We start from the raw sequence: 22000 nt of genomic DNA, 5'->3' as shown, positions 1-22000 counted from the left end.
ATCGTCGACGGTTGTGACACGCAAAGACTGTCACCTTACGCTAGCGGAAGTCTCTGGATCCAAGATGCAAACCACCTCGTTGTCCGATACCCGGAAAATCTGGCCCGCGCTCAGCATTTTTTTGCTGGTGTTCGCGCTGTGTCTGCTGGGCATCGTGAGCCGGCCCGGCAGTTTTCTGGCGATATTCTGGCCGGCTAACGCCGTGCTGCTGGCCGTTTTGGTGCGCCGCCCGCAGTGGGCGACGCGCGCCGGCTGGGGGATGGCGGTGCTGGGCTACCTGGCGGCGGATCTGTTGACCGGCAGTGCGTTGGAGAAAGCGCTGCTGCTGAACGCCGCCAATCTGGCCGGCGTGGTGGTGGGCTATCTGCTGTTCATGCGGCTGTCGCCGCCGGCGCGCATGTTGCAACGCGGCGCGTCCAGCATGTATCTGTTCGGTATCTGCCTGGCCGCCGCCGCCGCTACCGGCTTGGTGGGGGCCGTTGCCTCGCAGTGGTTGTTCGGCAGGCCCTATTTGACCTCCCTGGCGCTGTGGTTCTCATCTGAATTCACCAACTACGTCACGCTGATGCCGTTCATTCTGGTGTTTCCCGCCGATTGGCGACATCGCCTGCGCGCGGCCTGCGCCATGTTGATACAGCGCAGCCAATGGCCGCAGGCGGGGGGGAAACTGGCGGTGTTGGCGCTGCTGGCGCTGGCGGCGGTCTGCAGCGTGCTGATCGGCGGCCCCGGCGCGGTGATCTTCCCGATGCCGGTGCTGCTGTGGCTGGCGATGTCCTTTTCGTTGTTCAGCACCATGATCGCGGTGCTGGTTTACGTGCTGTGGTGCCATCTGGCGATCGATTTCGGGTTGCTTAGCACCACGCTCGACATGAAGGTGCTGCAGAACGCGGTATCCATGCGCCTGGGCATCGCGCTGCTGGCGCTGGGGCCGATCGCCGTCGCCAGCATGAACTATGCGCGCAACGCGTTGTTGCGCACGCTGGAGCACGTGGCGAATCACGATGCGTTGACCCACGTGCTGACGCGCAATGCGTTTATGCAGCGCGGCGAGCGGGTGATCGATCAGAAAGGCGAGCTGGTGTGCGTCATGATGCTCGACATCGACTATTTCAAATCGATCAATGACCGTTTCGGCCACGCCGGTGGCGATCAGGCGCTGATGGCGTTTACCCGTGCGATCGCCGCCGATCTGAACGTCAACGATCTGTTCGGCCGCATGGGCGGCGAAGAGTTCGCCATCGTCTCGACGCTCGGCCAGCCGCAGCAGGGGTTGCAGCTGGCCGAACGGCTGCGGCAACGCATTGAGGCGGAATCGATCACCATGCCGGCCGGCCATCCGCTGCAGATCACCGTCAGCATCGGCATGGTGACCTGCCCGGGCGGTTCCGGCCATAGCCTGGCCGACCTGCTCAAACTGGCGGATCTGGCGGTATACAAAGCAAAAAATGCCGGCCGTAATCGGGTCGCCACGCCGGAATCTTACCCGCCGAACGATCCGGGCCGCTGAACTTCCGATCCGGGCCGCGCGCCCGCCGTCTAAACTGGTAGGGGGCACGGGCAACGTCGCCCGTGCTGAACCGACTGTCCTTAATCAGACAAGAGGATACCAGGATGAAATACGTAGACGGGTTTGTGGTGGCGGTGCCGGCCGCCAACAAGGAGGCTTATCACCGGCTGGCGGCCGCTGCGGCGCCGCTGTTCAAAGAGTTTGGCGCCACGCGCATCGTGGAGTGTTGGGGCGATGACGTGCCCGACGGCAAACTCACCGACTTTCGCGGCGCGGTAAAGGCGCAGGAGGGCGAAGTGGTGGTGTTTAGCTGGATAGAGTACCCCTCCAAGGCGGTGCGCGACGCCGCCAACCAGAAAATGATGAACGATCCGCGCATGAAGGCGCTGGGCGAGATGCCGTTTGACGGCAAACGCATGATCTTTGGCGGGTTCGCGCCGATCCTCGATGCCTGAAGGAGGCGCCGATGGCCAGAATTACGCAACATCTGTGGTTTGAAAAAGACATGGAGGCGGCGCTGAATTGCTACGTCGCGCTGATCCCCGGTTCGTCCGTGAACTGGTTTTCCGATCTGCCGGCGGATACGCCGAGCGGCCCGGCCGGCAGCGTGAAGCTGGCCTCCTTCACCCTGGGTGACCAGCGCTATGCGGCGATCGAGGCCGGGCCGTTGGATCCGTTCAATCACAGCTTTTCCGTGATGGTGGAATGCGACGATCAGGCGGAGGTTGACCGGCTGTTGGATGCGTTGAGCGAGGGCGGCGAGGCGGAGCAGTGCGGCTGGCTGCGCGATCGCTGGGGGCTGTGCTGGCAGATCGTGCCGCGGCGCCTGACCGAGCTGATGAACGACCCCGACGCCGCGCGCGTGCGGCGGGTCACGGAAGCGATGCTGCTGATGGGCAAAATCGACATCGCCGGCCTGGAAGCGGCGGCGCGGGACTAGCGGAAAGAGAACGTGGGAGAGAAAGGATGCATCGAGAGCGGCACAGTATTGAACGCATCGGCTGGCTGCGGGCGGCGGTGCTCGGCGCCAACGACGGCATCGTCTCAACGGCCAGCCTGCTGCTGGGCGTGGCGGCGGCCAGCGCCTCGCATTCCGCGCTGATGATCGCCGGCGTCGCCGGGTGGGTGGCGGGCGCGATGTCGATGGCCACCGGCGAGTACGTGTCGGTGTCGTCGCAGGCGGACACCGAGAAGGCCGCGCTGGCCGAGGAACAGGCGGAGCTGCTCGAAGACTATCCGGGGGAGTTCCGCGAACTGACGTCTATCTACGTGCATCGCGGGCTGGACCCGGCGCTGGCCCGGCAGGTGGCGGAAAAGCTGATGGCGCATGATGCGCTGGAGGCCCACGCGCGCGACGAACTGGGCATTTCCGCCGCCACGCGCGCCCGGCCGCTGCAAGCCGCGTTGGCATCGGCCCTCAGTTTCTCTCTCGGCGCGCTGTTGCCGCTGCTGGTGGCGCTGTGGGTGCCGGTTGCCTGGACGCGGCCGGCGCTGGTGGCATCGGCGCTGATTTCCCTTGGCATTCTCGGCGGTATCGCCGCGAAAACCGGGGGTGCGCCGATCTTGCCGGGCGTGGCGCGTATCCTGATCTGGAGCGCCCTGGCGATGGCGGTTTCCTCCGGCGTCGGCATGCTGTTTGGCGTCGCGGCCGGCTAGCGCCGCGCTTGCATCAATCTGTTGCACCTCAAGTTCAGTATTTATCATTTGTCAGCCGCCGGCGTTCGCGGCATGGTGACGGCAACGCCAAATCAGTCAGGGACATTTATGCAAAAATCACAGATTCAACCGTGGGTTGCGCAACATCCGCTGTTGCAACGACTGGTCGCCCTCGAGCCTATCACCTGGTTCAATCCGCGTGCGACAACGCTGGCCGCAGGCTTGCCCCATGTCGGCCTGACCGCCGCCGACGTCGCCGCAGCGGAGCAGCGCCTGGCGCGCTTCGCGCCTTATCTCGCCGCGGCCTTTCCCGAAACCCAGCCCACTAGGGGGATCATCGAATCCGAGCTGGTGGCGATCCCCGCCATGCAGCAGGCGTTGGATCGGCGCTATGGGCTGCGGCTTGGCGGGAAGCTGCTGCTGAAAAAGGACAGCCATCTGCCGATCTCCGGCTCAATCAAGGCGCGCGGCGGCATCTACGAGGTGCTGACGCACGCGGAGACGCTGGCGCTGGAGGCGGGGCTGCTGCAGACCGGCGACGACTACGCCCGGCTGTTTTCCGACGAATTTCGTCAGTTCTTCAGCCAGTACCGCATCGCCGTCGGATCGACCGGCAATCTGGGATTATCCATCGGCATCATCAGCGCCCGGCTGGGGTTTGACGTCAGCGTGCACATGTCGGCGGATGCGCGGGCGTGGAAGAAGCAAAAGTTGCGCGATAACGGCGTCACGGTGGTGGAGTACGCCGAAGATTACGGCGTGGCGGTCGAGCAGGGGCGCAAGCAGGCGGCGAACGATCCGCGTTGTTTCTTTATCGACGATGAAAACTCGCAAACTCTGTTCCTCGGCTACGCGGTGGCCGGCGGCCGCCTGAAGCGGCAGTTCGCGGAGCAGGGCATCGTGGTGGACGCGCAGCACCCGCTGTTCGTGTATCTGCCGTGCGGCGTCGGCGGCGGGCCGGGCGGCGTGGCCTTTGGCCTTAAGCTGGCGTTCGGCGATCACGTTCACTGTATTTTCGCCGAACCGACCCATTCGCCCTGCATGCTGCTGGGCGTCTACAGCGGGCTGCATGACGGCATTGCGGTGCAAGATCTCGGCATCGACAACCGCACCGCGGCGGACGGGCTGGCGGTGGGGCGCGCCTCCGGCTTTGTCGGCCGGGCGATGGAGCGCCTGCTGAGCGCGTTTTACACCCTGAGCGACGAAGAGATGTTTGCGCTGCTCGGGCTGTTGGACAAGCACGAGCATCTTCAGCTGGAGCCGTCCGCGTTGGCCGGCATGGCCGGGCCGTGGCGCGTTGCAGCCCATGCGAAGGCGCTCAGCGAGCAAGGCATCAGCGCCGAGAGTCTGGCGCAGGCGACGCACCTGGTATGGGCGACCGGTGGCGGCATGGTGCCGCCGGCGGAAATGGCGAAGTATCTCGCCGCCGGGCAGGCGGCGGAATAAGGCGCAGTAAAAAGGGGCGAAAATCGCCCCTGATTGCCTGCCGTGCGGTTACAGCTGTTCGCCGTTGCTGGCGATCACCCGGCGGTACCAGTCGAAGCTCTTCTTGCGCGAACGCTCGAGCGTGCCGGTGCCGTCGTCATGCTTGTCGACGTAGATGAAGCCGTAGCGTTTGCTGTACTCGCCGGTGGTGAACGACACGCAGTCGATGCAGCCCCACGGCGTATAGCCGATCAGGTCTACGCCGTCTTCAATCACCGCTTTCTTCATCTCTTCGATATGGGCACGCAGATAGTCGATGCGATAGTCATCGTTGATCCGGCCGTCCGCTTCCACCTTGTCGAAGGCACCGAAGCCGTTCTCCACGATAAACAGCGGCTTCTGGTAGCGTTCATACAGCACGTTCAGCGAATAGCGCAGCCCGACCGGATCGATCTGCCAGCCCCAGTCGGAGGCTTTGACGTGCGGGTTGGGCACGTTGCCCGGGAAGCCGAACATGCCGTCGCTGCCGTCCACCGCGTTAGCCTGCAGGGCGTTGCTCATGTAATAGCTGAAGCCGATGTAGTCGGTGCAGCCCTCGCGCAGGATCTGCGCGTCCTGCGGCTGCATCTCGATTTTCAGCCCTTTGCGTTCCCAGTCGCGCAGCAGGTAGCTTGGGTAGTAGCCGCGCATCTGCACGTCGGTATACAGATAGCGTTGGTGCATCGCCTCGACGGCGTACATCACGTCGTCCGGCTTGCAGGAATACGGGTAGAACGGCACGCAGGCCAGCATGCAGCCGATCTTGAATTCCGGGTTGATCTGATGGCCGAGTTTGACCACCTGCGCGCTGGCGACGAACTGGTGGTGCAACACCTGGTACAGCGCCTGTTCCGGGTTGTCTTCCTGGGTGTAATCCACGCCGGAGCAGCAGTAGCCGAACAGCGGATAGCGGTAGTTGCTCTGGTTATTGATCTCGTTGAAGGTCATCCAGTACTTCACTTTTTCGCGGTAGCGGCGCATCACCACCTCGCTGAAGCGCACGAAGAACTCCACCACCCGGCGATTTTTCCAGCCGCCGTAGGCCTTCACCAGATGGTAAGGCATTTCGAAGTGGGACAGGGTGATCACCGGCTGGATGCCGTATTTCAGCAGTTCGTCGAACAGGTCGTCGTAAAACTGCAGGCCGGCCTCGTTCGGCGTCGCCTCATCGCCGTTCGGGAAGATGCGCGTCCAGGCGATCGAGGTGCGGAAGCATTTGAAGCCCATCTCGGCGAACAGCGCCACGTCCTGCTTATAGCGGCCGTAGAAATCCACCGCTTCGTGGTTAGGGTAGCGATAGCCCTCGAGCACGCCGTCGGTCATCACGCGATCCACGCCGTGCGAGCCGCCGGACAGCACGTCGGCAATGCTGGGCCCTTTGCCGCCCCGATCCCAACCGCCTTCAACCTGGTGCGCGGCAACCGCGCCCCCCCACAGAAAATCCTTCGGCAACTGTTTCATCGTCAATGTCTCATCGGTTTATTTAATGAAGGGTAATAACGCTGCGTTGAGAATAGAGTAGCAAGACCGAAAGAAATGTCACGATATAACAAATCACCGTGGAAAGTGATTTGTCACAATAAAAAAACAGCCTGTTTTATTTTGCCGAATTAATATGCCCGAGCCGTTTGCCGATGGTTTCAATAATGTAAAGCACGGGGATCTGCGTGGTGATATTGTGATGCCCGCCGATCAAATGCTGCGGAACGTGGTAGGAGAGGTTGAAGTCCGCCAGCCGCGCCAGCGAAGAGGTTTCGTTGTTGGTGATGCTGATGATCTTGCAGTGGTGCAGGCTGAACTGGCTGGCCAGCCGCAGGATCTCTTCGGTCTCGCCGGTGACCGACAGCATGATCGCCACCGCGTTTTTATACATGTCGCTGTTGACGGGATAATAAGGATCGTCGATGTGGGTGCTGAATTTCCCGACGTTGGAAAAGAAACGCGCGCCATATTTCCCCAACGCGCCTGAGGTGCTGATACCGACGAAAATAATCCGCTCGGCGGCGGCGATATGGTGCACCGCCTGATCGATCAGCTGATTAAACTCTTCGTTGCTGACGCTTTTAAAAAAGCTGAGGATTTCGCCGATGCCGGAATCGGCCGGCGGCGCATCGGTTTGTTCCAGGTACAGCTTGAAACGGATGCGAAATTCCGAATAGCCGTCACAGCCCATTTTCTTGCAAAACCGCAGCACGGTGGTGGTGGACACGCCGGCGGCCTCGGCCAGCTCGCGGATGGTCATGTACATCACTTGATTCTTGTGTTTGCTGACGTAGGTATAAACCATCAGCTCCAGGGCGTTGAGCTCGGCGATTGCTTTATGGGTAAACATGAGTCGGTCCGGCGGCTGAAAACGGGAAGCTTATCTGCGGGTTAACATAGCAAAATTCACCGCCGCTGGCACTGCCGGGCAAAAAGAAAAGCCGCACCAGTCAGGCGCGGCCCAGGGTTCACGACGAACAAATAAAGCAAAACGTTCCGGAAGACATGCCATGAAAACGCGTTTCATCACACCGGGTTAGCATAGGTCAGCGGATCCCGGCGGCAAAATGCCGGTTTCTGCTTTCTAAAGTTAAAGAACGGCAAAGTTATGGCGCCGCATCCCTGGCGCGTGAGCGTGCCAGCAGCGGCGGCACCACCAGGTACAGGGCGGCGGCCAACGCCCACACCAGCCCAGGCCAGACATCGCGCGTGGCGGCATACAGCGCCGTCGCCACCAGCGGCCCCGCGACGCCGATCAGGCTGCCCATGCTGGCCAGCGTTCCTTGCAGCTCGCCCTGATGATCGTCGTCCACCTTGTGCGCCATCAGCGCCTGCAGTGCGGGCAACGCCATGCCGCCCGCGGCGAAGAACGGCAGCAGGGCGAACGGCGCCCAGCCGCGCGTGGCGACAGACAACAGCGCCAGGCCCACGGCGTCGGCGGCCAGGCCGATCAGCAGCGCCTTGCGCTCGCCGAGCCGCGCGACCAGCGGGCCGATGGCAAAGGCCTGCGACAGCGCGTGGCAGGCGCCGTAGCCGGCCAGCGACAGGCCCGCCACCATCATGCTCCAGCCGAAACGATCCTGACCGTATAAAATCCACAGCGTGGCCGGCGCCTGCGAAACCAGCGCCATAATCAGGTAAATGCCGGCCAGCGGCAGCAGGCCAGGCTTGCCGTGCAGCCGACGCAATGACGAGAAGGGATTAAGGCGCATTTTCTCGGCGGCGCGGGGGCGGGATTTACGCGATTCGGGCAGCAGGAAAAACGCCATCACCAGGTTGAGGGCATTCATCATCGCCGCCGCCAGGAAGGGTGCATGCAGATGCCATTCGCCCAGCGATCCGCCGAGCAGCGGGCCGACGATAAAGCCGACGCCGAACACCGCGCCCACCAGGCCGAAACGCCGCGCGCGCTGGCCGGCGGGGGTAATATCTGTGACGTAAGCGGTGGCGACCGCCATATTGGCACCGGTGATGCCCGCCAGCAACCGCCCCAGATAGAGCCAGGCCAGCGTCGGCGCGAACGCCATCAGCAGGTAGTCGGCCGCCGCGCCGGCGAGCGAAATCAACAGCACCGGCCGCCGCCCGAAACGATCGCTCAGCGCGCCGAGGATCGGCGAAAACAGGAATTGCATCAACGCATAGGCCGCCAGCAGGGCGCCGTAATGCACGCTGCCGGCATCGAGACCGCCCAGCGAGCGCAACAGCGCCGGTAGAATAGGCATGATCAGACCGATGCCCACCGCATCCAGCAACACCGTCAACAAAATAACCAGCATGGGTTTTTTCAAAATTGTGACTCTAACAGTGATAGAGTATGGAGTATTCCACAGTTACCCTATCAGTGATAGAGAGATGAGCGAAAAAAATACTGCGGCGCGTTTAACGCGTGAAACCGTCCTGCGCGGGGCGCTGGCGTTACTGGATGACATCGGCATCGATGCCCTGAGCACCCGCCGCCTGGCGCAGCATCTGGGCGTGCAATCCCCCACGCTCTATTGGCACTTCAAAAACAAGGCCGAGCTGCTGAAGGCGATGGCGGAAACCATCATGTTGGATCACCGCGAAGAGGTGCCCGCCAAAATGCCCTGGCAGGCCTGGGTGACCGCCAATGCGATCAATTTCCGCCGTGCGTTGCTGGCTTACCGCGACGGGGCGCGCCTGCACGCCGGCACCCGGCCGCAGGAACCGCAGTTCGCCATCATCGAGGCCAAGGTGGCGCTGCTGTGCCGGGCGGGCTTTACGCCGGAACACGCCGTTAATCTGCTGTTCGCCGTCGGGCGTTTCGTGGTGGGTTGGGTGCTGGAAGAGCAGCAAATGCAGCCCGATGATGCGCTGAACGAAGCCGATCGCCGGCGCTACCCGCTGCTGTGTGGAGGCTGGGAAAAGCTGCAGGACAAGGGGGCAGACGCGCTGTTCGAAGCCGGCCTCCGGCTGTTGGTCGACGGCGCCGAGGCCGCGTTGGCGAACGCCAATAATCACGGCGCGCAATCATAAAACCAGGCTTATCTATAGGAAATTTATAGAAAATACCCACTTTTCGTTAAAGCCATGGCGGCTACATTCCCTTAACATTATCAAGTCTTTTGATGATAATTATTAGCACACTGCACAATTATTCATCGCAGTGATGTTACGGATTAAATCCGTTTGCTTAAGGGATAGTTTCACCATGGAAATCAATGTTAACGGCCGGGTGGTTCCACTCGGCGATATCTCGCCCGACACCCCGCTGCTGTACGTTTTACGCAACGATCTGCAATTGAACGGCCCCAAATACGGCTGCGGCCTGGGGGAGTGCGGCGCCTGCACGGTGCTGATCGACGGCGTCGCCGCACGCTCCTGCTCAATGCCGCTGTCCGCCGTAGGAAAAAAATCCGTCACCACGCTCGAAGGCCTGAGTACACCGGAGGCGCTGCATCCGGTGCAGCAGGGGTTTATCGATGAGCAGGCGGCGCAGTGCGGTTACTGCACCAACGGCATGATCATGACGCTGGTCGCGCTGTTCGAGCGCGAGCCGGAGGCGGACGAACAAACCATCAAGAAAGAGCTGGCCTACAACCTGTGCCGCTGCGGCACGCATATCGAGATCCTGCATGCCGCCGAGCGCGCCCGCGATCTGCTGGCCGCGCGGAGGCAAGCATGAGCCGCCTCGAACTGACCCGCCGCCAGCTGCTGCAGGCCGGCGGTGTGGTAATGGTCAGCAGCCTGCTGCCCGCGTCGTTTAACGCCTTCGCCGCCGAGGCGGTTGCATCGCCCGCCGAGCTGCCGCTGGATCGGGTGGACAGCTTTATCAGCCTCACCGCCGACGGCCGGGTGACGGCGTTCAATGGCCACGTCGATCTGGGCACCGGCATTCGCACCGCGCTGGCGCAGATCGTCGCCGATGAAATTTGCGTGCCGTTCGAGCAAGTCACGATGATCCTTGGCGATACGCAACGCACGCCGGATCAGGGGCCGACCATCGCCAGCGCCACCCTTCAGGTGACGTCGGTGCCGCTGCGACAGGCGGCGGCGCAGGTGCGGCACCTGCTGACGGCGCTGGCGGCCAAAGCCTTCGAACTGCCGGCCGAACAGCTGACGGCGGCGGCGGGGCAGGTATTTGTGACCGGGAACCCAGGGCGATCGCTGAGCTATGCGCAGCTGGCGAGTGGGCAAAATCTGCACGTGATGCTGGATAAAAACGTGCAGCTGAACAGTGAACGGCAGAACCAGTATGTGGGCCGCGCCGTGCCCCGGGTCGATATTCCGGCCAAGGTCAGCGGTGGGCTGACCTACGTACACGACCTGCGCTTGCCCGGCATGCTGCATGGCCGCGTGGTGCGCCCGCCATACGCAGGCGCCGACAGCAGCGCGCCGTTGGGCAGTGGCCTGCTGTCGGTGGATAAAAGCTCGATCGCGCACCTGCCGGGCATCGTGAAACTGGTGGTGATCAACGATTTCATCGGCATCGTGGCCGAGCGCGAGGAGCAGGCAATCGCCGCCATGCGCCAACTGAAAACCACCTGGCAACCCTGGGCCGGATTGCCGGATCTGTCGCCGGAAGCGCTGCCCGCCGCGCTGGAGGCCAATCCGAAAACCGACCGCGTGCTGCGCGACGACGCGGGCACGGACACCGCGTTGGCATTGCTGCATACCGAAGTGCAGGCCGACTATGTCTGGCCTTACCATCAGCACGCCTCGATCGGCCCTTCCTGCGCGGTGGCGGAGGTCAAAGACGGGCGGGCGCAGGTGTGGTCCGGCACGCAAAACCCACACGATCTGCGCAAAGATATCGCCAGGCTGCTCGAGCTGCCGCCTGGGCAGGTGCACATCACCCGCATGGAGGCTTCCGGCTGCTATGGCCGCAACTGCGCCGACGACGTCTCGGCGGACGCGGCGCTGCTGGCACGGGCCACCGGCCGACCGGTGCGCGTGCAGCTGATGCGCGAACAGGAATCCGGTTGGGAGCCGAAGGGCACCGGCCAGCTGATTCGGGTGCGCGGCGGCCTCGATGCGCAAAACCGGGTGGCGGCCTACGAATTGAAAACCAGCTATCCCTCCAACAATGCCGTGACCTTGCCGCTGGTGTTGACCGGCAAAGTGGCCAACCGGGCCGACGTGCAGCAGATGGGCGATCGCACCGCCATTCCGCAATACGAGTATCCGCACATGCGGGTCGTCTGCCAGGACGCCGCGCCGATCGTGCGGGCTTCGTGGATGCGCGGCGTTTCGGCGCTGCCCAACGTGTTCGCCCATGAGTCCTGGATCGACGAGCTGGCCTGGCGCGCCGGTGAGGATCCGATCGCGTTTCGTTTGCGCTATCTGAACGATCCGCGTGCGGTGGCCTTGATTGAAGCCCTGAAACGGCAGGCGAACTGGCAAGACGGCCCGGCGCACCGGGCGCGCGCCGCCGGCGCCGAAGTGGTGAGCGGCCGGGGCTTCGCCTACGCGCGCTATTTCCACAGCAAGTTCCCTGGCTTCGGCGCCGCCTGGGCGGCCTGGGTGTGCGATCTCAGCGTCAACCGCCGCTCCGGGCAGATCACGCTCGATAAAATCTTCGTGGCGCATGACTGCGGCCGCATGATCAACCCGGCCGGGGTGCGCCATCAGGTGCACGGCAACATTATCCAGTCCGCCAGCCGGGTGCTGAAAGAGTTTGTGACCTTCAACGAGACGGGGGTGACGTCATTGGACTGGGGCGGCTACCCGATCCTGCGCTTCGACGAACTGCCGCAGATCGATATCCAGCTGATCGACCGCCCGGAGGAAGCGCCGATGGGCGCCGGAGAATCCGCCTCGGTGCCGAGTGCCGCGGCGATCGGCAACGCGCTGTTTGACGCGCTCGGCGTGCGCCTGCGCGAGGTGCCGTTTACGCCGGCGCGGGTGCTCGCCGCGCTGCGCGCTCAGGCCGGCCATTAACCCCCCGTAACGAACAAGGACAGCAAAGATGAGTAAGATGAAAAAAATCGTCGGGTGGGGTGGCTTCACGGCGATCGCCGTTGTGGTGGCCGGCGTTGTCGCCAGCTGGCAACCGGAAATCGCGCCGCTCGCCGCCGATGCGACGCACAGTTTCAGCGAGGCGCAGATCGCGCGCGGCAAAACGCTGGCCGATCTCGGCGATTGCGCGGTGTGCCACACCCGTTCGGGCGGTGAGCGCAACGCCGGCGGGTTAGCGATGGAGATCCCCTTCGGCACCATTTACACCACCAACATCACGCCGGACGTGGAAACCGGCATCGGCAGCTGGAGCTATGCGGCGTTTGAACGCGCCATGCGCCACGGCGTCGATCGCCAGGGCCGCTACCTTTACCCGGCGTTTCCCTATACCGCCTTTACCCGCACCCGCGACGACGATCTGCAGGCGCTGTACGCTTACCTGATGTCGCAGCCGCCGGTCAACTCCCGGCCGCCGGCCACCGAGCTGCACTTTCCGTTCAATATCCGCCAGGGTATCTTCGCCTGGAACCTGCTGTTCCTGACGCCGGGCGCGATGCAGGAAGACCCGGCCCAAAGCGCCGCCTGGAACCGCGGCGCTTATCTGGCCGAAGGGCTGGGGCACTGTAGCGCCTGCCACTCGCCGCGCAACGTGCTGTTCGGCGAGAAAACCGGTAGCGACCACCTGGCCGGCGGCGTGGCGGAAGGCTGGACGGCGCCGGCGTTGACCGGCCGCTCGCCTGCGCCGCTCGATTGGACGCAGCAGGATCTGGTCGATTTTATGCGTACCGGCTACTCGGCCAACCACGGCGTGGCCGCCGGCCCGATGGCGCCGGTGATCGAAGAAGGGTTGTCCCGCTTGCCGCAGGCCGATCTGCAGGCGATCGCCGTCTATCTGCGCAGCTATCATCCTGAAACGGCGGCGAGCGCGACGGCGGCCGCGTTGAATGCTCAGGCTGAACGGCAGGTGGAGCCCCTGAGCTCGCAAGGCGCGCGGCTGTTTTCCGGCGCCTGCATGGCTTGCCATGCGCAGGAAAAAGGCGCGCAGATGGCAGGAGTGCGGCCGTCTCTGGCGCTGAACACCAACCTGTTTGCCGAGACGCCGGACAACGCCATTCGCGTGGTGCTGGATGGCATACAGCGGCCGGCGAACGCCGAACTGGGCTATATGCCGGGCTTCCGCCATAACCTGGATGACGTGCAGATCGCCATCCTGCTCAACTACCTGCGGCAGCACTACGCCGGTCAGGCGCCGTGGCCCGATCTGGCGGCGCAGGTCGGCCGCCTGCGCGCCGAAACCGCGCAGAAATAGCCGCCGAGGGCTGGACAGGCGCGCCGCGTTGGCGACAATAGGGCCTTTCACATGGACAGAGGCAGTAAAATGAATACGTTAGACGCAATCCGCCAGCGCCGCGCCACCAAGCAGTTCGATACGCAGCACGTGATGACGCTCGAAGAGAAAAAAGCGTTGCTGACTATCGCGCTGCAGGGCGCACCCAGCGCTTTTAACCTGCAGCACTGGCGCCCGCTGCTGATCGAAGATCGCGCTCAGCGCGAGAAAATTCGCGAGGCGGCGTGGGGGCAGGCGCAGGTGACCGACGCATCGATGCTGGTCGTGCTGTGCGGCGATCTGTCGAGCTGGGAGTCACAGGTAAAAAACGTTTGGGCTGAGGCGGCGGAGCCGGTACAGCAGTTCATGATCCCGGCCGTCGATCAGTATTATCGCGGTAAGCCACAGGTGCAGCGCGACGAAGTGATGCGCAGCAGCGGGATCTTCGCCCAGACGCTGATGCTGGCGGCCAAGGCGCAGGGCTACGACTCTTGCCCGATGGACGGGTTTGATTTCGACGCCGTGGGCGAAATCATCAACAAACCGGCGCACTATCAGATCGCGCTGATGGTCGCCATCGGTAAGGCGGCGGGGCAACCTTATCCGCGCATCGGCAAACTGCCGTTCGACGACGTGGTAAAAACCGACCGTTTCTGATCTGAACGGTGAATGACAAAAGGGAAGGCTTGCGCCTTCCCTTATTTTTTTGCGACGCACAGTTCGTTCCAGTAGCTGAAACGGATGCGCCGTTGCAGGCGGTGATGCCACATAGAACACTCCTTCTACCCTACACGGTTTAAATAAATAGCACCGCGCCGGGCGCAAGACGAATGCCTTATTGTGCATAGCTTGCCCGCCGGATGGGATTAGCGGTATTTATTGACGTTGGCCACGGCGGAATCTAAAGACGTTACCTTATATTTCCAATAGGTTATTTTATTGGCCTGCGCTGCGCCCACCGCACCGAAATAGGTTTGCCACGCCGTGGCGCTGGTCAACAAATCGCTAAACATCTGCCCCAGGTCGGTCACGCTCCAGACGGTACGGTAGCCTTTCACCGCAGAAGGCGCCGGCGGCGTATGCTGAACATAGCCGCCAACCGAATACCGGTTCTCGTAGGCCATAAATACGGTGTAGACCCGTCCGTGCGGCGCCGTATGCTGGTACCAGGGGATCACCACAAAATGGTGGACGGGCGGGCCAATCATGAAATGCCAAACGGCGGTTTCCGAGTTCGCCCCAGAGAACCCCAGCGCGATATTGATATTCTTTTGCATGTCACGGTTATTTTCGATCGTGGTTCCGGCCCCGCTATCGTCCTGCGTTTTGCCATAAACGGCCCGGCTCATTTGGGCGGGGACGCCAGGGCAATTATTTATTGCCATCAGAGAATTATTGCTGACGATGGCATTGATTAATGTCTCACCGGTATTGCTCATATTGATATTTCTCCACGCGCAAGGTAAATATTCTAATTATTTTCATGCTTAATAATTAGAATGGATTAAATAGGCTGAGTGGCGGCATCGATAATAAGGTTAGACATAAAACGCCTTCGGCATTCGTTTATGCTCATTTATTTTTCTGTCTCACGACGGCAGGCTCGGCTGCTGTTGAGATTGAATGGCGTTTATAAAACATCATGCCCGCCGCGGCGCCCAGGATCGCCAGCGTGCCCAGCAGCTGCAGCAGGCTGAGGCGGTGGCCGAACACCGCCCAGTCCACCACGATCGCCACCGCCGGGTAGATGAACGACAGGGCGCCGACCAGGGCCGTGGGGATCTTCTGAATGGCGCCATATAGCAACGTGGACATCAAACCGGTATGCACCAGGCCGAGGGTCGCCAGCAGCAGCCAGTCGAGGGGGGCCGCAGGCGGCGTAGCCAGGCCGGCGAACGGCGCCAGCGCCAACGCGCCGACGGTCAGCTGAATCAACACGATCAGCTGCGGCGGCAGCGCGGCCAGCTGTTTGACGATCGCCGCCGCAATGGCGTACATCAGGGCTGCGCCCAGCGCCAGCGCCACGCCGAGCAGGTAGCCATCGCCGCTGCCGCCGTTTTGCCGGCCGGCGACGATCAACACCATCCCCGCGAACGCCAGCAGAAGCCAGCCCAGCCGATCGGCCGTCAGTTTTTCGCCGAACAGCAGCGCCCCCAGCGCCACCAACATGAACGGCTGAACGTGGTAGGTGACGGTGGCGACAGCGATCGAAGCATGCTGATAGGCGGCAAACAGCAGCGTCCAGTTGAGCACCAGGGCGATCCCCCCCAGAATGGCGAAGGCCAGCTGGCGGCGGTTGATCGCGCCTTGTTTCAACTGACCGAGTGCGGCGCAGGTCGCCAGCATGGCCAGCGCGCCGAACGCGCAGCGCCAAAACACCACCGTCGCAGGCGGCTGCCCCAAAACGAGCACCGGCCACCCCACGGTGCCGGAGATGGTCATGGCGAGGATCATTTGCACTGCACCGCGCGTTTTCGTTTTCATGTTGTTTCCTTCGTTGCCTGGCCGTACTTGTGGTGAAGCGGCTTAATCATTAAAATGAACAATCGAACATTATGATGAACACGAACACGAGTGTTCGTCAAGCCGAACAAATGGATGACATAGCGAACAATGAGTGACGATCGGATGCAGAACATCACGCCTATCGGCCTGCTGTCGGCGGCAATCCGCCGCGAGCGGGAGCGGTTGAACCTGTCGGTGACCGAACTGGCGAAGCGAGCGGGCATCGCCAAATCCACGCTGTCGCAGCTGGAAGCCGGCAGCGGCAATCCCAGCCTGGAAACGCTGTGGGCGCTGGCGATGGCGCTGGACGTGCCGGTCAGCCGGCTGATTTCACAGCCGAGCAGGCAGGTGCAAGTGATCCGCGCCCATGAAGGTACGCCGGCGCTGTCGGAGCAGGGCAACTACGCCGCCACGCTGCTGGCCACCTGCCCGCCGGGGGCGCAGCGCGACATTTACCGGCTGCGGGTGCAGCCCGGCGAAGCCAAACTTTCCCGGCCGCATCCCCCCGGCACCGTCGAGCATGTGATCATCAGCAGCGGGCGGGCGCGCCTCGGGCCGGCGGACCAGCCGCTGGAGCTGAGCGCCGGCGATTACATCAGCTACTCCGCCGATCGCGAGCACGTTTTCGAGGCGCTGGAGCCGGAGACCACCGCCGTGATGCTGATCGAACAGGGGTAGCTCCGGCGTTGAAGGTCCGTTTATTGAAAATGATTCTCAATTATATTAGTGTGCCCGCCTGTTTTGACGCCGGGACGGGCGCGTAGCCCGGCGTCGCCGTTTATTGCCCTTCAAGGACCGAAGATGAAAATCGCTATTCCTTCCCTGCTGTTATTCGCCGGTTTGACGGCAACGCACCCGGCCACCGTGTTGGCCGTTGCACCGCCCGCCGCGGCGGATCAGGGCCAGAACGACACGGCCAACAACGATTTCAGCTTCGTACGCTATCGCGCGGATTACCGCGTCAACGCCAACGCCACCAACGTGAAAACGGAAAGCTACGAAATGCTGCTGAAGACCAAGGCGGCGGTCGAGAAATTCAGCCAGATCCGCCTGAGCTACAGCGAAAAAATGGAAACGCTGGAGGTGGTCGCCGCCTACACGCTGACCGCCGACGGCCAGCGCCACGACGTGGCGCCCGATCGCATCTATACCCAGGAAAGCTACTCCAGCGCCACGGCGCCGCTGTATGCCGACCGCAAAGTGCGCGTCATCGTGTTCTCCAACCTGGCGCCGGGATCGCGCGTGGTGTATGAGCTGCGCCGCACGCAAAACACCCCGTATTTCCCCGACTATTTCGGCCTGTGGGAGACGTTCAGCGTTTTCGACCAGTTCGACGACGCCGAAGTGACGCTGCAGGCGCCGGCCAGGCTGCCGATGCATATCTTCACGCGCGGCGTGGAAGGCGGGGACCAGCCGCAGATCCGCGACGGGCAGGCGCACTGGCGCTGGCATTATTCGCGCAGCACGCCGATGAAATCACAAAACTGGGCGGCGGACAGCTGGACCTTCAGCCCGACCATCATGGCCAGCACCTACCGCGAGTGGCCGCAGCTGGCCAAGGCCTACCAGCTGAAGGCCGGCGCGGCGGCGCAGGTGACGCCGGGCATTCAGGCGCTGGCGGACAACATCACCGCCGGCATCAGCGATCGGCGCGAGCAGGCGGAGGCCCTCTATCGCTGGGTGGCGCAAAACATTCGCTACGTGGCGGTGTACCTGGGCAACGGCGGGCTGGAGCCGAATTCGGCGCAGAGCATTCTCGACAACCACTACGGCGACTGTAAGGACCACGTGGTGATCCTGGAGGCGCTGCTCGCCGCCAAAGGCATTGCTAGCTCGCCGGTGCTGATCGGCATGGACGAAGGCCCGTTACTGCCTAAGGTGCCGCTGCTCAGCCGCTTTAACCACGCCATCACCTACGTGCCGGAATTCAAACTGTACCTGGACTCCACCAATCCGTGGGCGCGGTTCGGGCAACTGCCGGAAGGCGACCTGGGGGCACCGGTGCTGCTGACGCGCGACGCCAAGCTGGCGCGCACGCCGGGCAGCGACGAGCAGCCGGTCAAGAGCGCGCTGAGCGTCGATTTCGTGTTCGACAAAGCGGGCAATCTGCACGGGCAAACCGAGCGTCGGCTGAGCGAAGTGGAAGAGATTGACCTGCGGGGCTACTTCTCGCAGATCAACCGGCAGAACCGGGCGCAGGCCGAAGCGTCGATCATGTCCGCCTCCGGCATCGACGGCAGCGGCGAGGTGGCGATGAACAGCGATCCGCTGGATCTCAAAAAACAGTTCGGTTACCGCTTCCGCTTCAAGGCGGACGACTACGTCGATTTCGGCGTGGTGGGCGGCATGACCCTGCCGAATCCGCCCGGCGGCAAATCGTTTCGCACGCTGTATACCACCACGCCGGCGCCGGACAACGAAACGCCGTTCTACTGCAGCGCGCAGCGCTACGACGAAACCTACCGTCTGCAGCTGCCGGCCAACGTGCCGATCATCGCCATTCCGCAAGACAGGCAGTTCCGCAATGCGGCGGGCGACTATCGCGTGGCATGGCGGCGCGACGGGCAGCAGGTGATCGTCAATCATCGGCTGCAGGTGAACGCCATTCGCGGCAAGGAAGCGCTGTGCCAGGCGCAGGATTATCCGGCGTTCCGCGAGCTGTTCCAGCAGGTGCGGCGCGGTTTCCGCGGCCAGGTGGTGTACGGCGAATTGGCCAACGGAAAATAAGCTGCTGCCCCGTCGCGCTAAGCGGCGGGGCGCACGCCTCAGTTGAACTCGCCCGCGACCTCGGACCACAGGCTGACGCGGCAGCCGCGCGCGGCGAAAGAGTCCATCTCGCGCTTGATGCCGCCGCTCTCTTGCCAACCCGGCAAATCGAGCACGATCAACTCATCCATCGCCGCCATGAACAGGGCGTCGATCGGCGCCCACAACTTGCCGATGGCGGTTTTGTCGAGCTCTTGCAAACACAGATTGATCGGATGCGACATGCTGACCTGGCTAAAAACGGCGCTGCCGGCGCGCACGATAGCGGCGGCGACGTCGTTGCACGCCATAAAGCGCTGCTGCACGACGTTGGCGTCGGCGTGGCTGTAGGGGCAGGCCAAAAATATCTTTCTCATTACCGTTTTCTCTCTCAATAACTAGAACGTGGGGAAAAAAGGGCGCAGCTTCCCCGTGAGGCGGCGCCCCGTTTATTTTTTATGGTGCAGGGATAAATTCAGCGAGCGGCGGCGGCGATGGCCGTCGACTGCCTTTGCGTCTGTTCTTTTTCCAGCAATTCGGCTTCCGGCACCGAGATCTTGATGGCGATCAGCACGGCAATCATGCCGCCGAGGAATTTACCCATCATGATCGGCAGCACCAGCGAAGGTTGGAAGTTAGCGGTAAACGCCAGGTGATCGCCCAACGTCGCCTGCGCACAAATACCGAAGGCGACGCACAGCACCTTATCGCGTGCCCGCATGCCTTTGAACAGGTGATAAACCGCGATGATATTAGCCAGCACCATAATAAAGCCCAGTGCGCCGGTATCCGACAGGCCGAGTTTTCTGCCGATGAAATGCATCGGCTTACGGCAATAGCGCTGGAACAAATAACAAATGGGGAATGTGCCCGCCAGCATAATGCCGATGTAACCGGCAATCTCGATAGCGCGGAATAATTCGTCTTTGTCGGCGAATAACGGATCGAATACCCAGCCGCCGAAGACCTTTTTAAACACGCCGGTAAAATGCTCGATGATGCACAGCGCCAACACCAGTTTGATAAAGGCGTCCGCCGCCTTGCCGAAGATCAGGAACCCTTTCACCATGGCCGCCGGCCGCAGCTTCAGGCCCAGCGCCAGCAGGAAACACAGGGCAAACAGCGGCGACAGCAGCCGCAGCGCCTGCAGGAAATCCAGCTGCAGATAGTGCGCGGCGGGCGAGGTGGTGGAAATGATCTCCCTGACCGGCAGGTTGTTGAAGGTGATGGTCACCAGGGCGATCAGCACGGCGAACGGAATGCTGATCAGGCCCGCCATCGCGCCCAGCGCCAGATATTTATGGTCGTCGCGGTTCAGCATGATAAGCCCGACGGGGATCAGGTACACGATGCTGGCGCCGGAGGTGTAACCCACCAGCATGGCGACGATCCACATGTCGCGGTTGGCGGCGATGGCGTCGGCCAGCTGATAGCCGCCCATGTCCACGGCGATCACCGCCAGCGCGGCGATCGAGGCGTCGGAGCCCAGCGCCGAGAAGAAGGGGCCAATGCTGTACATGATCAGGTAAGAGATGATCGGGATCGCCGCCATGATGCCCGCCTGGGCGAGAAACACCGGGCCGATGGCGTGAATGCCGTTGACGAACTCGCGCCCCAGTTCACCTTCCGGTTTAACGATCGACGCCAGTGCACCGATCAGGGTACCGGCCATGATGATATAGATGATGAAATTACCGAACTCAGCCATGGTGTTCCTCCTGCGATGAACGTAAGCCGCGCGAGCGGGCGATGATTTCCTGATAGCGGGCGAACCAGACCGCCATATCGACCTCGGCGGGCTCCGTCACTTCATAGCGGTTGAGCACCTTAAGCGGCTGTTCCACGCCCAGCCCTTTGCGCGCCAACTGCGCCACGCCCTGAGCGGTGATCTCTTTGTTGGCGGGCGTAACGATGCGCTTTTGGATCAGGTTGGCGAGGAACTGCGTGAAATAGCGGTTGGCGGACAGGCCGCCGTCCACCGAAATGCTGTCGCCGATCGGTTTCAACTTATCCATGGCGTTGATCACCTCGGCGGAACGCATGGCGATGCCTTCGAGGATCGACTGCAGCAGATCCTTGCGTTCGGTTTCCAGCGACAGGCCGGCCCACATCCCGGCGGCGGAGCGATCCCAATACGGGCAGGCCAGCCCGGAAAGCGCGGGCACAAAGGCCAGGCCGCGCGCGATGGCAGGCTGGGCCGGGAAATCGCCGAATTCATCGAAGTCGTTGAACAGGCCTATCTTTCTCGCCCAGTTAATGGCGGAGGCCGCGTTATAAACGCCGCCGTCCAGGCCATATACCGGCTCGCTGGCGGGCAGCTTCCAACACAGCGTGGGCAACAGGCCGGACTCGCCGGCGTCGATCGGGCGCGGCCCGGTGATCGCCTGTAAAAAGGCGCCGGTGCCGAAGGTGATCTTCATCTGCCCCGGTTGATGGCAGCCGTGGCCGTATGTGCCGGCAAACTGGTCGACGATGCAGGCCGTCAGCGGCACCGGTTTGCCGTTGAGCGCGACGTCGCCGAAGTGGCCGATGTTGTCTCTGACCTCGGGCAGGCTGTCGATCGGCACGCCGAACAAACGGCACAGCTCTTCATCCCACTGCAGGGTATGAATGTTGAACAACGAGGTGCGCGAGGCGGAGTTATAGTCGGTGAGATGCCGGCCGCACAGGTGGAACAGGAAGAAGGCGTCCATGGTGCCGAGCCGCAGGCGGCCGCGTTGCGCCAGCTGCCTGGCCCCCGGCGCGTTGTTCATCAGCCAGCCCATCTTGCTGGCGGAGAAGTAGGTATCGAGCGGCAGACCGGTTTTCGCCATCACCAGCGGCTCGACGCCTTCGCGTTTCAGGCGCTGGATCTCCGGCTCGGTGCGCTGATCTTGCCAAACGATGGCGTTGTACAGCGGCAGGCCGCTGTCGGCGTCCCAGGCCAGCAGGCTTTCGCCCTGATGCCCTAAACCGATGGCGTCCACCATGTCGCACTGGCTGAGACAGCGGCGGATATTCGCCAAAATCTCCAGGGCGTCGTGTTCCACCCAGCCCGGATTGGGGGTGATCTGCTTGTGCGGCATGCTGGCCGGCGAATGGTGCCTGCCGTCTTCGCCGAACACCACGACCCGGGTGCCGGTGGTTCCCTGATCAATCGCGGCATAACGTTGATTCATCATTGCTTCGCTCTCTTATAGGTTTTGTTTTTTATTGTGCCTGGTGTTGGTTGTGTGACTGTTTTAATAATCTATCTTCAATTTCACACATTAAAGCAACATAAATCACAAGATAAAATAACCCCGCGTGATCGACCTCATACTTTTTGCTTATCACCCCATTCTGCGGCTTTTTTTTGGGAGTTATGTTGTTTTTGTCATTTCAAATGCGGTTATTGTGTGGTTTTATTGTGGTTATCA

The 22000-nt window shown here is 62.3% G+C and carries 20 protein-coding genes; 12 read left to right on the top strand and 8 right to left on the bottom strand.

Annotated features, from left to right (window positions below; genetic code table 11):
- Nucleotides 1-64: 64 nt before the first annotated feature.
- The 5 genes from AC4PR2_RS17490 to dsdA all read left to right on the top strand — a co-directional run bounded on the left by AC4PR2_RS17490 (nt 65) and on the right by dsdA (nt 4609).
- On the top strand, nt 65-1507 hold the full coding sequence (locus AC4PR2_RS17490) for a GGDEF domain-containing protein (protein WP_070915181.1): 1443 nt from the start codon (nt 65-67) through the stop codon (nt 1505-1507).
- Nucleotides 1508-1611: 104 nt separating this feature from the next.
- A complete protein-coding gene (locus AC4PR2_RS17485) occupies nt 1612-1962 on the top strand; it encodes a DUF1428 domain-containing protein (protein ID WP_038871540.1) in 351 nt (116 codons plus the stop codon).
- Between the two features lie 11 nt (nt 1963-1973).
- Complete coding sequence (locus tag AC4PR2_RS17480) at nt 1974-2447, top strand: VOC family protein (protein ID WP_492175316.1); 474 nt, start codon at nt 1974-1976, stop codon at nt 2445-2447.
- 26 nt (nt 2448-2473) lie between these two features.
- The gene (locus AC4PR2_RS17475; protein WP_038871544.1) at nt 2474-3163 is read left to right on the top strand and encodes a VIT1/CCC1 transporter family protein; all 690 of its coding nucleotides are present in this window, start codon (nt 2474-2476) and stop codon (nt 3161-3163) included.
- A gap of 108 nt (nt 3164-3271) precedes the next feature.
- Complete coding sequence (gene dsdA, locus AC4PR2_RS17470; protein WP_443014516.1) at nt 3272-4609, top strand: D-serine ammonia-lyase; 1338 nt, start codon at nt 3272-3274, stop codon at nt 4607-4609.
- 48 nt (nt 4610-4657) lie between these two features.
- Here the strand turns inward: dsdA and AC4PR2_RS17465 are convergent, their stop codons facing one another.
- The 3 genes from AC4PR2_RS17465 to tet(41) form a co-directional block, all read right to left on the bottom strand.
- On the bottom strand, nt 4658-6094 hold the full coding sequence (locus AC4PR2_RS17465; protein ID WP_087762786.1) for a 6-phospho-beta-glucosidase: 1437 nt from the start codon (nt 6092-6094) through the stop codon (nt 4658-4660).
- Between the two features lie 130 nt (nt 6095-6224).
- Entirely contained in the window at nt 6225-6959 is a 735-nt protein-coding gene (locus tag AC4PR2_RS17460; RefSeq protein WP_047730675.1) for a MurR/RpiR family transcriptional regulator, read from the bottom strand.
- A gap of 256 nt (nt 6960-7215) precedes the next feature.
- On the bottom strand, nt 7216-8397 hold the full coding sequence (gene tet(41) / locus AC4PR2_RS17455; RefSeq protein WP_072271008.1) for a tetracycline efflux MFS transporter Tet(41): 1182 nt from the start codon (nt 8395-8397) through the stop codon (nt 7216-7218).
- 64 nt (nt 8398-8461) lie between these two features.
- Here tet(41) and tetR point away from each other — a divergent pair, with 64 nt between their 5' ends.
- From tetR to AC4PR2_RS17430, 5 genes are all read left to right on the top strand, one after another.
- Nucleotides 8462-9103: a tetracycline resistance transcriptional repressor TetR gene (gene tetR, locus AC4PR2_RS17450; protein WP_087762788.1), complete on the top strand. Its 642-nt coding sequence runs from the start codon at nt 8462-8464 to the stop codon at nt 9101-9103.
- A 175-nt stretch (nt 9104-9278) separates the two neighbouring features.
- Entirely contained in the window at nt 9279-9752 is a 474-nt protein-coding gene (locus AC4PR2_RS17445) for a (2Fe-2S)-binding protein (RefSeq protein WP_060418803.1), read from the top strand.
- Nucleotides 9749-12007, top strand: a complete 2259-nt coding sequence (locus AC4PR2_RS17440) for a xanthine dehydrogenase family protein molybdopterin-binding subunit (protein WP_492175315.1) — start codon at nt 9749-9751, stop codon at nt 12005-12007. Before AC4PR2_RS17445 ends, AC4PR2_RS17440 begins: the two co-directional genes overlap by 4 nt.
- A 28-nt stretch (nt 12008-12035) precedes the next feature.
- Nucleotides 12036-13334, top strand: coding sequence for a c-type cytochrome (locus tag AC4PR2_RS17435; RefSeq protein WP_443014517.1), 1299 nt, complete (start codon nt 12036-12038; stop codon nt 13332-13334).
- Between the two features lie 69 nt (nt 13335-13403).
- A complete protein-coding gene (locus AC4PR2_RS17430; RefSeq protein WP_038871554.1) occupies nt 13404-14009 on the top strand; it encodes a nitroreductase family protein in 606 nt (201 codons plus the stop codon).
- 209 nt (nt 14010-14218) lie between these two features.
- On the opposite strand, the gene AC4PR2_RS17425 is transcribed toward AC4PR2_RS17430, so the two are convergent.
- Both AC4PR2_RS17425 and AC4PR2_RS17420 read right to left on the bottom strand, forming a co-directional pair.
- Nucleotides 14219-14791 (bottom strand): hypothetical protein, encoded by a 573-nt coding sequence (locus AC4PR2_RS17425; RefSeq protein ID WP_060418809.1) that lies wholly within the window; start codon nt 14789-14791, stop codon nt 14219-14221.
- 133 nt (nt 14792-14924) lie between these two features.
- Nucleotides 14925-15836 carry a DMT family transporter gene (locus AC4PR2_RS17420; RefSeq protein ID WP_060418811.1) on the bottom strand — a complete coding sequence of 304 codons (912 nt, stop codon included), beginning with the start codon at nt 15834-15836 and terminating at the stop codon, nt 14925-14927.
- Nucleotides 15837-15980: 144 nt separating this feature from the next.
- Between AC4PR2_RS17420 and AC4PR2_RS17415 the strand changes: the two genes are divergently transcribed.
- Together AC4PR2_RS17415 and AC4PR2_RS17410 are read left to right on the top strand one after the other, a co-directional pair.
- Nucleotides 15981-16535 (top strand): helix-turn-helix domain-containing protein, encoded by a 555-nt coding sequence (locus AC4PR2_RS17415; protein WP_077267569.1) that lies wholly within the window; start codon nt 15981-15983, stop codon nt 16533-16535.
- Nucleotides 16536-16658: 123 nt separating this feature from the next.
- Nucleotides 16659-18584, top strand: coding sequence for a DUF3857 domain-containing protein (locus AC4PR2_RS17410; RefSeq protein ID WP_100395767.1), 1926 nt, complete (start codon nt 16659-16661; stop codon nt 18582-18584).
- Nucleotides 18585-18622: 38 nt separating this feature from the next.
- Here the strand turns inward: AC4PR2_RS17410 and AC4PR2_RS17405 are convergent, their stop codons facing one another.
- The 3 genes from AC4PR2_RS17405 to AC4PR2_RS17395 form a co-directional block, all read right to left on the bottom strand.
- A complete protein-coding gene (locus AC4PR2_RS17405; protein WP_047567396.1) occupies nt 18623-18979 on the bottom strand; it encodes a DUF1937 family protein in 357 nt (118 codons plus the stop codon).
- A 98-nt stretch (nt 18980-19077) separates the two neighbouring features.
- The gene (gene eutH / locus AC4PR2_RS17400; RefSeq protein WP_033640245.1) at nt 19078-20310 is read right to left on the bottom strand and encodes an ethanolamine utilization protein EutH; all 1233 of its coding nucleotides are present in this window, start codon (nt 20308-20310) and stop codon (nt 19078-19080) included.
- Complete coding sequence (locus AC4PR2_RS17395; RefSeq protein WP_100395768.1) at nt 20303-21763, bottom strand: FGGY-family carbohydrate kinase; 1461 nt, start codon at nt 21761-21763, stop codon at nt 20303-20305. The genes eutH and AC4PR2_RS17395 overlap by 8 nt, the downstream gene beginning before the upstream one ends.
- Nucleotides 21764-22000: the final 237 nt, after the last annotated feature.

This window comes from Serratia sp. A07 (genome assembly GCF_058725505.1).
Note: the sequence above shows the minus strand (reverse complement) of the source record. Positions and strands in the feature narration are given on the sequence as shown.